This is a genomic window from Flavobacterium esculini (assembly GCF_048284325.1).
In the GTDB taxonomy this organism is placed as follows: domain Bacteria; phylum Bacteroidota; class Bacteroidia; order Flavobacteriales; family Flavobacteriaceae; genus Flavobacterium.
Map to the genome: position 1 here is coordinate 33,404 of NZ_JBLVPI010000010.1, position 15,447 is coordinate 48,850.

The 15,447-nt window shown below is 37.2% G+C and carries 13 protein-coding genes; 11 read left to right on the plus strand and 2 right to left on the minus strand.

What is annotated here, in order from left to right:
- Positions 1-10: 10 nt before the first annotated feature.
- Complete coding sequence (locus ACNQGG_RS10180) at positions 11-1,456, minus strand: MFS transporter (RefSeq protein WP_417963628.1); 1,446 nt, start codon at positions 1,454-1,456, stop codon at positions 11-13.
- A 658-nt stretch (positions 1,457-2,114) separates the two neighbouring features.
- Here ACNQGG_RS10180 and ACNQGG_RS10185 point away from each other — a divergent pair.
- The 11 genes from ACNQGG_RS10185 to ACNQGG_RS10235 all read left to right on the plus strand — a co-directional run bounded on the left by ACNQGG_RS10185 (position 2,115) and on the right by ACNQGG_RS10235 (position 14,336).
- Positions 2,115-3,263 carry an ABC transporter substrate-binding protein gene (locus ACNQGG_RS10185; protein ID WP_417963630.1) on the plus strand — a complete coding sequence of 383 codons (1,149 nt, stop codon included), beginning with the start codon at positions 2,115-2,117 and terminating at the stop codon, positions 3,261-3,263.
- Positions 3,260-4,405 (plus strand): CaiB/BaiF CoA transferase family protein, encoded by a 1,146-nt coding sequence (locus ACNQGG_RS10190; RefSeq protein ID WP_417963632.1) that lies wholly within the window; start codon positions 3,260-3,262, stop codon positions 4,403-4,405. Before ACNQGG_RS10185 ends, ACNQGG_RS10190 begins: the two co-directional genes overlap by 4 nt.
- A 92-nt stretch (positions 4,406-4,497) precedes the next feature.
- Positions 4,498-5,637, plus strand: coding sequence for a CaiB/BaiF CoA transferase family protein (locus ACNQGG_RS10195; RefSeq protein ID WP_417963634.1), 1,140 nt, complete (start codon positions 4,498-4,500; stop codon positions 5,635-5,637).
- Positions 5,637-6,860 (plus strand): extracellular solute-binding protein, encoded by a 1,224-nt coding sequence (locus ACNQGG_RS10200; protein ID WP_417963636.1) that lies wholly within the window; start codon positions 5,637-5,639, stop codon positions 6,858-6,860. The genes ACNQGG_RS10195 and ACNQGG_RS10200 overlap by 1 nt, the downstream gene beginning before the upstream one ends.
- Positions 6,861-6,866: 6 nt before the next feature.
- Positions 6,867-7,940: a Gfo/Idh/MocA family protein gene (locus ACNQGG_RS10205; RefSeq protein ID WP_417963638.1), complete on the plus strand. Its 1,074-nt coding sequence runs from the start codon at positions 6,867-6,869 to the stop codon at positions 7,938-7,940.
- A 150-nt stretch (positions 7,941-8,090) separates the two neighbouring features.
- The gene (locus ACNQGG_RS10210; RefSeq protein WP_417963640.1) at positions 8,091-8,531 is read left to right on the plus strand and encodes a MaoC/PaaZ C-terminal domain-containing protein; all 441 of its coding nucleotides are present in this window, start codon (positions 8,091-8,093) and stop codon (positions 8,529-8,531) included.
- A 23-nt stretch (positions 8,532-8,554) separates the two neighbouring features.
- On the plus strand, positions 8,555-9,877 hold the full coding sequence (gene fucP / locus ACNQGG_RS10215; RefSeq protein WP_417963642.1) for an L-fucose:H+ symporter permease: 1,323 nt from the start codon (positions 8,555-8,557) through the stop codon (positions 9,875-9,877).
- Between the two features lie 69 nt (positions 9,878-9,946).
- The gene (locus ACNQGG_RS10220; protein ID WP_417963644.1) at positions 9,947-11,728 is read left to right on the plus strand and encodes an L-fucose isomerase; all 1,782 of its coding nucleotides are present in this window, start codon (positions 9,947-9,949) and stop codon (positions 11,726-11,728) included.
- 199 nt (positions 11,729-11,927) lie between these two features.
- Entirely contained in the window at positions 11,928-12,182 is a 255-nt protein-coding gene (locus ACNQGG_RS10225; RefSeq protein WP_417963646.1) for a hypothetical protein, read from the plus strand.
- Between the two features lie 72 nt (positions 12,183-12,254).
- Positions 12,255-12,971, plus strand: a complete 717-nt coding sequence (locus ACNQGG_RS10230) for a DUF3826 domain-containing protein (protein ID WP_417963648.1) — start codon at positions 12,255-12,257, stop codon at positions 12,969-12,971.
- A 96-nt stretch (positions 12,972-13,067) separates the two neighbouring features.
- Positions 13,068-14,336 (plus strand): MFS transporter, encoded by a 1,269-nt coding sequence (locus tag ACNQGG_RS10235; RefSeq protein WP_417963650.1) that lies wholly within the window; start codon positions 13,068-13,070, stop codon positions 14,334-14,336.
- Positions 14,337-14,450: 114 nt separating this feature from the next.
- On the opposite strand, the gene ACNQGG_RS10240 is transcribed toward ACNQGG_RS10235, so the two are convergent.
- Entirely contained in the window at positions 14,451-15,383 is a 933-nt protein-coding gene (locus ACNQGG_RS10240) for a dihydrodipicolinate synthase family protein (RefSeq protein WP_417963652.1), read from the minus strand.
- Between the last annotated feature and the right edge of the window lie 64 nt (positions 15,384-15,447).

Consider the following 15,447-nt stretch of genomic DNA (forward strand, 5'->3'; position numbering starts at 1 on the left):
GAACTAAATATTACAAATCCGTAATTGGAGCATATTTAGGAACTAGTGATTTCATTACAATCCAACCTGTTAAGTAACAAACCGCACAAATAGAGAATATGATAAAGTACCCGGCTTCAATCCCTTGAAAGCCCATAAAAGCCATATTAGTTTCTTTGGTATAATCAAATAACAGTCCCGAACCTTTGTTGATCATAGTAGAGCCAATACCTCCAGCTAAACCACCAATACCTGTAATGGTAGCGATTGCCTTTTTCGGGAACATATCTCCAACAGTTGTAAAGATATTTGCTGACCAAGATTGATGAGCTGCACCTGAAATACCAATTATAATTACTGGCAACCAATAACTAATATGCCCCAAGGGTTGAGCAATTAATGCTAATAATGGAAAGAATGCAAAAATTAACATGGCTCTCATTCTACCTTCATAAGGATTCATTCCTTTTTTTTCCACAAAATAAGTTGGCAACCAACCTCCAATAATAGAAAGCAAGGTAATCATGTATAAAACAAATAATGGTAAAGCGGCTTCAGTAGAATCCATTCCGTACACCGAACTTAAATAAGCAGGAGTCCAGAATAAGAAAAACCACCACACACCATCTGTCATAAACTTACCAAAAGCGAAAGCCCAAGTTTGTTTATACTTGAAACAATCCATAAGAGAAACTTTGGTAGCCGTTTCAGGCATGTATCCTTCAAGTTTACTATCGGCAATATCATCTTGCTGGATATATTCTAGTTCAGCAGAACTAACTTTTGTATGGTTTTCAGGTTTATCATACATAAAAACCCAAAATCCCATCCAAACAAAACCTAAGGCTCCTATAATAATAAACGCCATTTCCCAACCAAAAGATTTTGCAATAAATGGTATAGATATTGGCGCGGCTAATGCGCCAACGGTGGCACCCGCATTAAAGATGCTTGTAGAGAATGCTCTGTCTTTTTTTGGGAAATATTCAGCTGTTGTTTTAATAGCGGCAGGGAAATTTCCAGCCTCACCTACAGCCAAAACAAAACGAGCAAAAATAAATAAGGTAACACTCACATTAATTACCATTCCGGTATCATTAACATTGCGAATTAATTCTTTCGCTTCTTCAAAACCAACGAACCATTCACCCGTTATTATCCCTGCGGTTGCAATACCGCAAAATGCATGTAAACAAGCTCCTATAGACCATATTCCGATAGCCCAAAGAAATCCTTTTTTAGTATCTAACCAATCCACAAATCTTCCTGCAAATAATAAAGATACTGCATAAAAAATCGAAAATAATGCCGTAATATTTCCATAATCGTTATTGGTCCAATGGAATTCAGGAGCAATAAAATCACTCCACGTCAAAGAAAGAACTTGCCTGTCCAAGTAGTTGATGGTAGTTGCAAAAAAAAGCAAACCACAAATTGACCAGCGGTAGTTACCAATAGCTTTATTCTTTTCGTTCATAGTTTCAATTATTTATAGAAAGTTAAAATATTAAATTAGTTTTGATTACACCTGATTTACTAAAAACAGTTCCAACAGAACTAAACATCCCTTAAAAATTAAGCATTGTCCTAAAACTAATCCAGTTAGACCATTTTACAAGAAATTCTAAATTGAATTAATATTTAATGTAATCGATTGCACAAATATACTTTTTAATATTTATATTCCAAACTTTTTAAATATTATTTTAAATTTGGAGCATAAATAAACATATAACATAAAAAAAACATTGTTAAATTAAACATTTTAGAAAATAAATGTTAAAGATAAAATTTACATAAAATTAGCTAATTCAAATAAATCGGGCTGTAGTTGAAATTATATATTCCACAAAATCAGACAAGTAAAGCTCTTTATTTTTGCAATAAAAACAAGGTTTTACTCTTTTAAGAAGAAAAAAACCATTCTTTTTCCTTTTCAGCTCCTTACTAAATAGAGTCTTTCGAGGCTTAGAAAGGGGTAAAAACAAAACAAAACCATCAACGCCCAAATTCTAAAGTGTCATATTTACATTTGTAAGTATTGCGCAATCCAATCTTATTTTTACATTTGTAATTGTCATTTTGACTTTTTTACAAATAGCGTGACACCATAAATACTAATTACAAGAAAAAAAATGAAGAGATTAAAAGGAATAACTTGGAATCACACCAGAGGCTTGTTACCAATGGTAGCAACAGCTCAGCGTTTTACCGAACTAAATCCAGGAATCGAGATTAGCTGGGAAAAAAGAAGTTTACAAGAATTTGCAGATGCTTCCATAGAAGATTTAGCCAAAAAATTCGATCTGCTGGTTATTGACCATCCATGGACGGGTTTTGGAGCAGAAACAAATGCTATCCTTCCACTATCGGATTACCTTTCTCCAGATTATATAAAGGACCAAGAAATAAATACCGTTGGCCGTTCTTATGGAAGTTACGTTTTTAGTAACAAACTATGGGCTTTACCAATAGATGCGGCAACTCCAGTGGCAGCGGCTCGATTAGATATTTTAGAAAGACAAGGATTAAAAGTACCTCAAACTTATGCCGATTCATTGGCTCTAGCCAAAAAAGGATTGGTGGCTTTTGCCGGAATCCCCGTTGATGTATTGATGAGTTTTTATATGTTTTGCTGCAGTCTTGGCGAAGCTCCATTTCAATCGGAAGAAAAAGTAATCTCTGTAACGACAGGAAAAAAAGCGTTGCTGATGTTCCGAGAATTAGCTCAACTAATAGATGTTGCTAATTTTAACCGAAATCCAATTCAGGTATATGAAGCTATGGTCAACTCGGATGAGATAGCCTACTGCCCTTTCGCTTATGGCTATTCCAATTATTCCAGAATAGGATACAGTAGAAAACCACTTCATTTTTATGATTTGGTTCGCTTGAATGACCAACCAATGATTAGTTCATTGGGCGGAACTGGTTTAGCAGTTTCCTCCTTTAGTGAACATATTCCTGAAGCAATTAAATATGCTAAATTCACAGCTTCACCCCAAGTTCAACAAAATATATTTGCCGATAATGGCGGACAACCGGGTCACTTACAAGCTTGGAAAAGTGACAGAATCAATCAATTGACCCACGACTATTTTAAAAACACTTTGCCAGCTTTGGAAAGAGCTTTCTTGCGTCCAAGATATTCCGGGCACATGCATTTTCAAGATCATGCAGGCGATGTTGTTCGTGATTACTTGATGAATGGCGGAAATGAAGAGGCAGTTTTGTCAGCATTAAATGCGCTTTATGCAAAGTCTTTAAACTTACAAACTTCATGAAACCATTAGAAGGATTAGTAGTATTAGAATTTTGCCAGTTTTTGGCAGGCCCATCAGCTGGATTAAAGTTAGCTGATTTAGGGGCAAGAGTCATAAAAATAGAACGCCCTGTAAAAGGGGAAGCCTGCAGACAACTGAGCATCAAAGATCTTTTTGTTGATGAAAGCAGTTTGTTGTTTCACACCATCAATAGAAATAAAGAATCCTTTGCTGCCGATCTTAAAAATCCGGAAGATTTAGCTTTAGTAAAAAAACTTATCGCCAAGGCTGATATTATGACCCATAATTTTAGACCGGGCGTAATGGATAAAATAGGTTTAACTTTTGCGGACACATTAACTATTAATCCCAAAATAATCTATGGGACAATTACTGGTTATGGCGAAAAGGGTCCATGGGCTAAAAAACCCGGGCAAGATTTACTTTTACAATCCCTATCCGGACTAAGCTGGTTAAGTGGCAGGAAAAGTCAGGGACCCGTTCCTTTTGGTTTGGCTGTGGCCGATTTAATGTGTGGCAATCATTTTGTACAGGGAATTTTGGCCGCTTTATTAAAAAGAGCAAAAACAGGGAAAGGTGTTTTAGTCGAAGTGAGTTTGCTGGAATCTATTCTAGACGTGCAGTTTGAAGCTATCACCTCTTTTTTAAATGATGGAGGACAATTGCCTGAACGAGGAGACGTCAAAGGAAGTGCGCACGCTTTTTTGAGCGCTCCGTACGGTGTTTATCAAACCCAAAATGGCTATATATCATTGGCTATGGGAGATTTACTTTTCATCGGGACACTTTTAGAAATAGATTTAAAAGAATATACCGACAAGCATCAATGGTTTGCTTCCAGAGATGAAATAAGAGAATTATTAAGTGCCAGACTAAGTACTCAAACATCTGAATATTGGTTAAACTTATTACAAAGCAAAGGGGTTTGGTGCGGAAAAGTATTGGATTACAACGACTTAAATAGTCAAGATTTTGTAAATGATTTACAACTAAAACAAACGGTAAAAAATTCGGGAGGAGCAACATTGGTCACAACCAGGAGTCCTATTCAGTTGGACGGCGAAATTTTAACTAGCTCGAAAGCTGCACCTAAAGTTGGAGAAGACAATTTACAAATACACGAACAATTTTTAAACGAGTAGAAGTGACTCATCCTGAGTAAATCATAATATAATGGAGAAAAAACGAAAAGAGGATGCTGCATGTGACCTTTGAAAAAAAATAAAAACAACACATGAAACCATTAGAAGATTATTTAATAGTAGATTTTAGCCAGTTTCTTTCCGGCCCATCAGCCAGTTTGCGACTAGCTGACTTAGGCGCTCGTGTCATAAAAATTGAGAAACCCGGCACTGGAGACATTTGCCGTACCTTATATACTTCTGATCTGATAATGAATGGAGAATCTTCCGTATTCCATACCATCAACAGAAATAAAGAATCGTTTGCCATTGATTTTAAACAGCCCGAGGAACTCGAAAAATTAAAAAAATTATTGGCCAAAGCCGATGTAGTCATGCATAATTTCAGACCCGGAGTAATGGAACGAGTGGGTTTAAGTTATAATGACGTAAAAGAAGTTAATCCCAATATAGTCTATGCAGAAATTTCGGGCTACGGTACAAAATCCGAATTAAAAGATTTGCCTGGACAAGATTTATTATTACAATCCCTTACTGCTTTAACGTGGTTAAGTGGCAATCAAGATGATGGCCCCGTGCCAATGGGTTTATCGATTGTAGATATGTTGGCTGGAGCCCATTTGGCACAAGGAATTTTGGCGGCTTTATATAGAAAAGCTGTTCATAATATCGGAGCGATGGTTCAAGTGAGTATGTTAGAATCTGCATTTGATTTTCAGTTTGAAACCATTACTACCTATTTCAATGACGGTGGCCAATTACCCGTAAGGACAAAAAGCAACAATGCACATGCGTATTTAGGAGCGCCTTATGGAATCTACAAAACTAATAATGGCTATTTGGCTTTGGCAATGGGGTCTATTCCCGTTTTGGCTTCCCTTTTAAAATGCGAGTCACTTTTGCAATTTCCTGAGAATAAATTTGGTTTAAGAGACGAAATCAAAAATATTCTGGCCACCCATTTACAAACACAGGATACTGAATTTTGGTTGAATATTTTAGAACCCGCAGATATTTGGTGTGCCAGTGTATTGAATTACCAGCAGCTTTTTGCTGAAGAAGGTTTTACAGTTTTAGATTTCGTACAGCAAGTTGAAATGACCGATGGCTATTCCTATAAAACTACGAGATGCCCTATCAAAATAGATGGTGAATTTTTCACTTCAAGTAAAGGTTCCCCAAAATTAGGACAGGATAATGAGAAAATTTTAAAAGAATTTATTAATTGCTAATGGACAAAATAAGAATAGCAGTTAGAAAATTCGGCCCTTTTGAAAGCACGTTACAAAAGCTATGGGATTTATTTTGCCTAGAAAATAACATACGTATGGAAGCCGAAATGATTCCTCTGGAATTGCACGACTTGTATGAAGAAACTATTACAAATAAAGGCTTAAAAAACGGAAACTGGGATATTGCACACATGAATACCGATTGGATATTTGATGCTGTAAATGAACAGGCAGTTCAAGATTTAACGCCATTCATTGCTCAAAATCCCCCTCAAAATTATCCTGACGGATGGCATCAATCTTTGCTGAATTTACAACAAATCAATAATGGAACCTATGGATTGCCTTTTCATGATGGTCCGGAATGTTTGATTTTTAGAAAGGATTTATTTGACAATCCCCTTGAACAGCAAAATTTCAAAAAACGATTTGGCTATGAATTGCATCCTCCAAAAACATGGGCAGAATTTACCCAAATAGCGGAGTTTTTTAACAGACCCGAAGAAAATCTTTACGGTTGTGTTTTTGCAAATTATCCTGACGGTCACAACATGGTTTTTGATTTTTGTTTACAATTATGGACCAGAGGAGGATCATTATTAAATACTCAAAATCAAATTGACCTTAACCAATCTGCGGCTGTTGAAGCGTTAGATTATTACAGAAATATAGTCAATAACAAGGCCGCTGTTCATCCCAAATCAAAAGATTTTGGTTCTGTTGAAGCAGGAATGGCTTTCGCCAAAGGAGAAGCTGCTTTGGCAATCAACTGGTTTGGCTTTGCATCGATGTGTGAAGTAATCCAGGAATCAAAAGTAAAAGGCAAAGTAGACATTACGGAACTTCCCCACGATAAAAACCACAAAACGGCTTCGCTGAATGTGTATTGGCTATACACTATTGGAGCTGGAAGCAAACATCAAAAATTGGCATACGATTTTTTAAAATTTGCCACCTCGCCTGAAGGGGATAAATTATTGACCGAAGAAGGAGGAATTGGGTGTCGTAAATCGACTTGGAATGACTCCGAAATTAATGAAACTATTCCCTTTTATCAAAAACTGGGAATGCTTCATGAACACGCTTTAACGTTACCACAAACTCCTGTTTGGCCGAAAGTTGCCGAATTGATAGACAAAATGGTACTTAAAGCATTAGAAAGCGATATTCCATCTGCAGAACTCTTGGAAGAAACGCAAAATACAATTCAAAAAATTATTTAAAAAAACATGAATATCCCTTATAAACCATTATTGCCTGAAACGCAACAACCAATAATCATTATTGGAGCCAGTGGAATTGTGAAAGATGCCCATTTGCCTGCATATGAAATGGCTGGTTTTAAAGTTTTTGGTATTACAAACAGAACACTTTCAAAAGCGCATGATCTTGCCCAAAAATTCAAAATAGAATATGTTTTTGAAACCGTTGCCGATGCAGTAAAAAATGCACCCGAAAATGCTGTTTATGACATTACAGTGCTACCCGATCAATATATAGAAATATTAGAACAATTACCGGATGGTGCTGCGGTGCTTATCCAAAAACCAATGGGCAATGATTTAGCACAGGCCCGTGAAATTGTAGCCGTTTGCGAAAGAAAGAAATTAGTGGCGGCGATAAATTTTCAATTGCGTTTTGCCTCTTTTGTAAGTGCAGCCAGACATCTTATCAACCAAGGAATTATTGGAGAATTATATGATTTAGAATTTAAAGTTACCGTCAATACCCCATGGGAATTATTCCCACTTATCAAGGAACATCCAAGGTTGGAAATCCTTTTTCATAGTGTGCATTATATTGATTGTATTCGTTCCTTTTTAGGCAATCCTAAAAGCGTGATGGCAAAAACAGCCAAACATCCATTAAAAAAATTATCTTCTAGTAGGTCTAATATTATTTTAGATTATGGTGAAACTATGCATGTGGTAATTAATACCAATCATGATCATCATTTTGGTCCTAAACATGAAGAAAGTTATATCAAATGGGAAGGAACAAAAGGTGCAATTAAAGCGAAGATGGGCTTGTTGATGAATTATCCCGACGGATTGCCGGACCTATTTGAATATGCGTTACCTATTGAAGGAAATGAAAAAGAATACGAATGGAAAAAAATCGAGCTCGAAGGCTCTTGGTTTCCAGAGGCCTTTATTGGCACGATGTCTAATTTGATGCGCTTTAAAGAAGGCTCTGATCAAATATTACATACCAGTGTGCAAGACATTTTAGAAACCATGAAAGTGGTTGAGGCCTGCTATATCAGTAACAAGAACGGTGGCGTTTCCTTAGCTGAATTATAAAAAATACGATTCTACTTGAATATTGTAAAAACATAATAACACAATTTAAACCATATAAGAAATATAAATTCTTATATGCTGAATATATAAAGTAAAAAACTTAAATGACCTTATATTCCTTTATTTGGTTACTAAAACAACAATTAAGATATGTATTTTAAATCCACATTTTTCGAAGAATATCAAATCGACGATAAACGAGTAACATTAGGCCGAACGATTACCGAAACCGATTTTGTGGTTCATGCAGGCCACACAGGAGATTTTTTCCCGCATCATATGGACGAAGAATGGTGTAAAACACAACCTTTTGGTCAGCGAATTGCACATGGAACCATGGTTTTCAGTATTGGTATCGGGTTAACGGCATCCGAAATTAATCCCGAAGCATTTTCTAAAGGATATGACCGCATGCGATTTGTGAAACCCGTACACATTGGCGATACCATTCATTCCGAAATTACGATTTCTGAAAAAGGAGATGCAAAAAGACCCGAAATGGGTACCGTTACAGAACATGTAGAAATCATTAACCAAAGAGGCGAAGTGGTATTAGTATGTGATCATCTGTTATTAGTAAAAAAGAAATAACCATTAAATCAAAAAATAGAATCATGCAAGTAACGAATCAAATGGGCGATCAACATGAAGTACCAACAGAAAAAGGAGTAGGAGCTGGAAAAAAATACCTTTTGCCTTTTATTTTAATTACCAGCTTGTTTTTCCTTTGGGGAATGGCGCACGGTCTAGACGGTATTTTGATTCCACATTTAAAAAAAGCCTGTCAACTCAATAACAGACAATCTACATTGATAGATACGGCCATCTTTTTTGCCTATTTTATTATGGCTATTCCAGCGGGGCTTATTATCAAAAAAATAGGCTATAAAAACAGCATTATTACTGGTTTATTAGTTTTTGCCGCAGGAGCATTTCTTTTTGTACCAGCAGCAAACAGTAGAAACTACGAACTGTTTTTACTTGCTTTGTTTGTTATTGGTTGTGGATTGACAATTCTTGAAACCAGTGCCAATCCTTATGCGGCCATATTAGGACCTCCAGAATCGTCTTCCAAAAGATTGAATTTGGCAGCTTCGTTTAATGGTTTGGCAGTAACCATAGCTCCTTTTTTGGGTGGAGTTTTTATACTTTCGGGAGTCAACTTTACGGCAGAACAAATGGCAGCTATGCCTGAAGCAACAAAAGCCGCTTATTTATTAGAAGAAGCATCGGCAGTAAAGTTGCCTTATATCATTTTAGGAAGCATTTTGGTTTTGGTGGCCATCTTGTTTTATTTTATGCATTTACCTTCGATGAAACCACAACATACTGAGGTCGAAATTAAACCTGGATTTTTCTCGGTTTTAAAATTTTCTCATCTAAGCTGGGCAGTTGTAGCACAGTTTTTTTATGTAGGAGCTCAAGTTTGTGTAACCAGTTTTTTTATCCGAATAGCCCAAAAAGAAGCTGGATTAGATGAAAAAACAGCTGCTTATTTTTTAACTGCTTATGGTTTCTTGTTTATGGCGGGTCGATTTAGCGGAACATTCTTTTTAAAATTCGTCAAAGATTATATATTGCTTTCCATCTATTGTGTAATAAGCGTTTTTCTTTGCTTGGTTGCTATTTACGGATCAGGAATTTATATAATTTATGCATTAGGCGGCATTGGATTTTTTATGTCAATCATGTTTCCCACTATTTTCTCCTTGGGTCTGGTAGGACTAAAATCCAATACCGAAACCGGTTCGTCTTGGTTGGTGATGTCCATTGTAGGTGGTGCCATACTTCCTTACGGAATGGGAACTTTAATCGACATGAAACACGATGATATCCAAGCCGGATACATCATTCCTCTAGTTTGTTTTTTAATAATCCTTTATTTTGGACTATTTGGACATAAAGTAAAACAACCTTCAGCTCAACCGATTCAATAACAAACGACGCTCTACATCATAAGTTATTTATTAAATAGAAAACAAACTAGAAATTAAAAAAATAATATAATGAATTATAAAAATTTAATTGGACAGTTACCAAAAATAGGAATCAGACCCGTAATTGACGGAAGATTGGATGGCGTTAGAGAATCGCTTGAAGAATCTACGATGAATATGGCAAGAATCGCCGCTGATTTCTTGGAAAAAAATCTAAGACATGCTGACGGCAGTAAAGTGGAATGTGTCATTTCGGATTCCTGTATTGGAGGCGTTGCCGAAGCCGCTGCTTCCGCAGACAAATTTTCGAGGGCAGGTGTTGGCTTGAGTTTAACCGTTACGCCTTGTTGGTGTTATGGTAGCGAAACCATCGATATGGATCCAATGATTCCAAAAGCAATTTGGGGTTTCAACGGAACCGAACGTCCGGGTGCTGTTTATTTGGCGGCAGCCTTAGCGGGACATAACCAAAAAGGGATTCCCGCATTTGGTATTTATGGCCGAGACGTTCAAGACAGCGATGACACCAGTATTCCTGCCGATGTGCAAGAAAAATTATTGCTTTTTGGGAAAGCTGGTTTGGCAGTAGCTACGATGAAAGGAAAATCATACTTATCTATGGGAGCCGTTTCCATGGGAATAGCGGGTTCTATCATTGACCCAAATTTCTTCGAAAGCTACTTGGGAATGCGTTGTGAAAACATCGACATGACCGAATTCTCCCGAAGAATTGAACACGAAATCTACGACAAGGAAGAATACGAAAAAGCCTTTGCTTGGACGAAAGAAAAATGCAAAGAAGGAAAAGATTACAATCCGGAGAACCGACAAAAATCAAGAGCCGAATTAGACAAAGATTGGGAATTTGTCGTAAAAATGGCCTTAATCGGTCGTGATTTGATGATTGGAAATCCAAAACTAAAAGCCCTAGGATATGGCGAAGAAGCCATGGGAAGAAACGCCATTTCGGGTGGTTTCCAAGGGCAAAGACAATGGACAGACCACCTTCCGAATGGTGATTTTATGGAAGCCATTCTAACCTCATCATTTGACTGGAACGGGATCCGACAACCTTTTATGTTGGCTACGGAAAATGACAGTTTGAACGGAATTTCGATGTTGTTTGGTCATTTATTGACAGGAGCAGCCCAAATTTTTAGCGACGTTAGAACCTATTGGAGTCCTGAAGCCGTAAAAAGAGTGACTGGTCACGAACTAAAAGGAGACGCTGCAAACGGTTTTATACATCTTATTAATTCTGGAGCTTCTGCATTAGACGGAACAGGTGAACAAACCATAGACGGAAAACCAGCCATGAAACCGTGGTGGGACATTACCGAAAGTGAAGCGGATAAATGTTTAGAAAACACCACTTGGGGACCAGGAATGTTGGAGTATTTTAGAGGTGGTGGCTATTCTTCCACTTTTAAAACCAAAGGAGAAATGCCTGTAACTATGTGCCGAATCAATATCGTGAAAGGCATCGGACCTGTATTGCAAATCGCCGAAGGGAAAACAATTGAACTTCCTGAAGACGTGCACAACACTATCAATGAAAGAACCAATCCAACTTGGCCAACGACTTGGTTTGTCCCTAACTTAACTGGCAAAGGTCCGTTCAAGGATGTCTATAGCGTAATGTCCAATTGGGGAGCCAACCACGGCGCCTTTACATATGGACATATTGGTGCTGATTTAATTACTTTGGCTTCTATGCTGAGAATACCAGTAAACATGCATAATGTTCCCGAAGAAAAAATTTTCAGACCAAGCGCTTGGGCGTCTTTTGGCATGGATACCGAATCTTCGGATTATAGAGCTTGCGCTACTTACAAGGCATTGTATGAATAAAATTTAGAGGATTTTTTTGGGCGTTACCACAAGGGTCGGGCTGTACGCTATATCTTTTATTCCGCTATCGCTCCATAAAAGGATGCCGCTCCCATCCCTAACGCAAACCTCAGAAGCATTCAACAATAAAACAAAAGGCTAGTTTGAAATACCGAACTAGCCTTTTAAGTTTTGTAAGAAAAATAAAAGATTCGATTAAATGGAAAAAATAAAAAATAATTTTGTCTGGATTTTTGCTGCCATATCTTTAATAGTCCTTTTTATTCCGAAAGGAAATTTAAAAGATTACATAAATTGGGCTTTGCTCATTATAATGCTTCCTTTATTAATACTGAGAATAATAAAAGCTTTCAAAGAAAATTCTAAAGAAGCAAATACCCGAATTATAACTGATTTCGTCTTTATTTTGCTAGTTCTATTTTTTGGATATTTATACAAACAATCGGAATTTTAAAACTGATTCGTGTATTTGTAATCCGTTTCTACTATACATTTCCATATAAAAACATTAAATTCAATTAACACCATGAAAAATAAAATCATCTTAACAGCATCATTATTTGCATTATTCCTTTCGAACACTACTTTCGCTCAGGAACAAACTGACGCTAAGCAAACCCAGAAAAAGGAATTGACCCAAGAAGAAAAACAAGCCAATTCTAATCTGGAACAAGAAAAGAAAGCCGCCGAATGGGTTGCTTCCTTAAATTTGAATGATACTTTAAAAGAACAGCGGATTCAGACAGTAATAGTTACACATCTAAAAGCGGTTCGCGACTGGAACAACGAACATCCCGGAACTATCGTGCCTGCCGGAATCAACCCAACAACGGGACAAGAACTCAGCGACTTGGAAAGACAGATTATCTCCCAATCATCCATGCCAAAAACAGTGCATGAAAATCTGATGGCAGGACTTCGCAAAGATCTAACTGAGCAGCAGGTAGAACTAATCTTGGATAAATATACTATTGGAAAAGTTCAATTTACTATGGCAGGCTATAAATCCATCGTTCCGGACATGACCGCTTTGGAAGAGGAAACTATTCTCAAGTATATGAAACAAGCCCGCGAACAGGCTGTCGATTATAAGAGCATGAAACAAATATCGGCTATCTTCGAAATTTACAAAACTAAATCAGAGCAGTATCTAAACAACAATGGTCGCAACTGGAAGCAAATGTATAAAGCTTTCACCGATGCCATAAAAGCAAAAAAAGCTGCTGAAAAAACAAGCAAATAAATTTATAAAGAGCAATTAAATTAAAAGCCCACTTCGCGGCAAAATACAGACAATATAGATAAAAAAATAATTAAATTAATTATTAGTACATACCGTATGATTGCAAAATTGAGTGAAAAGAAATCGTATCCTTGGATAGTTGTTGGATTATTGTGGTTTGTCGCATTGTTGAATTATCTGGATCGCCAGATGCTTTCTACGATGAAACCGGCAATGATGCTTGATATTCCTGAATTGGCCAAGGCCGAAAACTTTGGTCGTCTAATGGCTATTTTTCTTTGGATTTATGCGTTGATGAGCCCCATTTCTGGAATCATTGCTGACAGGATGAACCGAAAAAACATGATTGTTTGCAGTCTCTTTGTCTGGTCTGGCGTTACGATGGCCATGGGTTATGCCACTACTTTCAACCAAATATATGTATTACGTGCCGTGATGGGCGTCAGCGAAGCTTTCTATATTCCTGCCGCTTTATCGTTGATAGCCGACTACCACCAAGGCAACACCCGTTCTTTTGCCATAGCGATTCATACTACCGGAATATACCTTGGGCAAGCGTTGGGCGGATTTGGCGCTACTGTTTCCGAACATTTTTCTTGGCATTTTACCTTTCACTCCGTCGGTCTGATTGGTGTTATTTACAGTATTTTGTTAATTTTTTTCATAAAAGAAAAGAAAGCCTATGTTTTTAATACCTCCCAAAAATTATCGATAAAAACCGAATTTAAGCAAATGTTCAAAGGGCTGGGCATCTTATTCGGGAATATCTCTTTTTGGGTTTTGCTGCTTTATTTCTCGGCTCCGAGTCTGCCTGGATGGGCGGCCAAAAACTGGTTGCCGACATTGTTCTCCGAAACACTACATCTGGATATGGCATTAGCAGGTCCTATAGCTACCGTTACCATCGCCATGTCATCATTTGTAGGGGTGCTGATTGGTGGCTATATTTCTGATAAATGGGTGATGAAGAACCTTAAAGGACGTATTTATACCAGCGTAATCGGTTTGACTCTTACGATTCCGGCACTCTTTTTATTGGGTAATGGCACCAGTCTCGAAGCCATTTTAACTGGAGGAATGCTCTTTGGTCTTGGTTTTGGAGTCTTTGACACCAACAATATGCCTATTCTTTGCCAGTTTGTATCACCTCGTTATCGCGCTACTGGATATGGTATCATGAACCTAGTCGGTATTTCTGCGGGAGCGGTTATTACTGAATTTTTAGGAAAAGCTGCTGACAGCGGAGGAATGGGACATATATTCGTATTATTAACCATCGTAGTCATTGTTGCCATTATTTTGCAGCTTGTTACTTTGCATCCGAAAACAGTAAACATGACGGAAGATTGTATTAAATCAGAATAAACATTATAAGTACCTATTTTAACCATTTAAGGGATATAAGTTCATATAAGCTAAAACTTAAATGAACTTATATCCCTTAAATGGTTAATTTTTTATTCTTTTTAGGAATTCGAATTACAAAACTTTTGCGATCTCTGCTTCGATTTCCTTGATATTTGCAATCACCATCGTCATTTCTTTTTCGTCAAAAGTGGTAAAAGGAGGCGCTATATTTCCATTAATAATTCCCAATGCTGACAAAGCCCCTTTTAGTCCTTTCAAATAACTGGAACCATACGATCCTACGGTGTAAATTTTAGTGCTAATTTCCATCACCAGATTTTGTAATTCCTCAATTCGAGCAAAATCTTTGGCTACTGCTGCATTGAATAACGCTACATATAGTTTTGGGAAAAGATTCGCACCGCCGTTAACGCCTCCATTACCTCCCCTCAATACCGTTTCGGCCGTGATTTCTTCCGGACCTACCAATAGGCTGAAATTATTCTTTAATAAATAACAAAGCGTTTGAAAATAAACCGCATTGGCCGAACTGTCTTTTAAACCAATAATATTCGGATGTTCGGACAAACGAACCACTGTTTTTACATCAATATTTATTTTGGTGTGCGAAGGCATATTATACAAGAAAAGTGGCAAGGTAAGTTGGTCGGCAAGACTCCAATAATACTTGTATAACTCTTCCTGTCCTAAGCCATAATAATAAGGTGGAGCTGCCACGACAGCCGCAGCTCCTACTCTTTGGGCAATTAAGGCCAAATGGATACTTTCCTCAATTGAAGTATCTGTAATACCTACAAATACAGGAATTCTTCCATTTACAGCTTTGCAGCTTTCAATAATGAGTTGCTCTCTTGTTTTATAACTTAAACTCGTTGATTCACCCGTTGTTCCCAGAATAAATATTCCATGAACACCTCCCGAAACCAAATGCTCTACAAGATGCTGAACCCCTTTGACATCCAATGTAAGATTGTCTGATAGTAAAGGAGTTACCATTGGAGGGATAATTCCACTAAAAACTTGTTTATTTGTTTGTGTTGTCATTGTGCTAAAATTTATTTATAACTATTTTTTATTTTGTTTAAGTGGTGTAATTAATGAAAGGAAA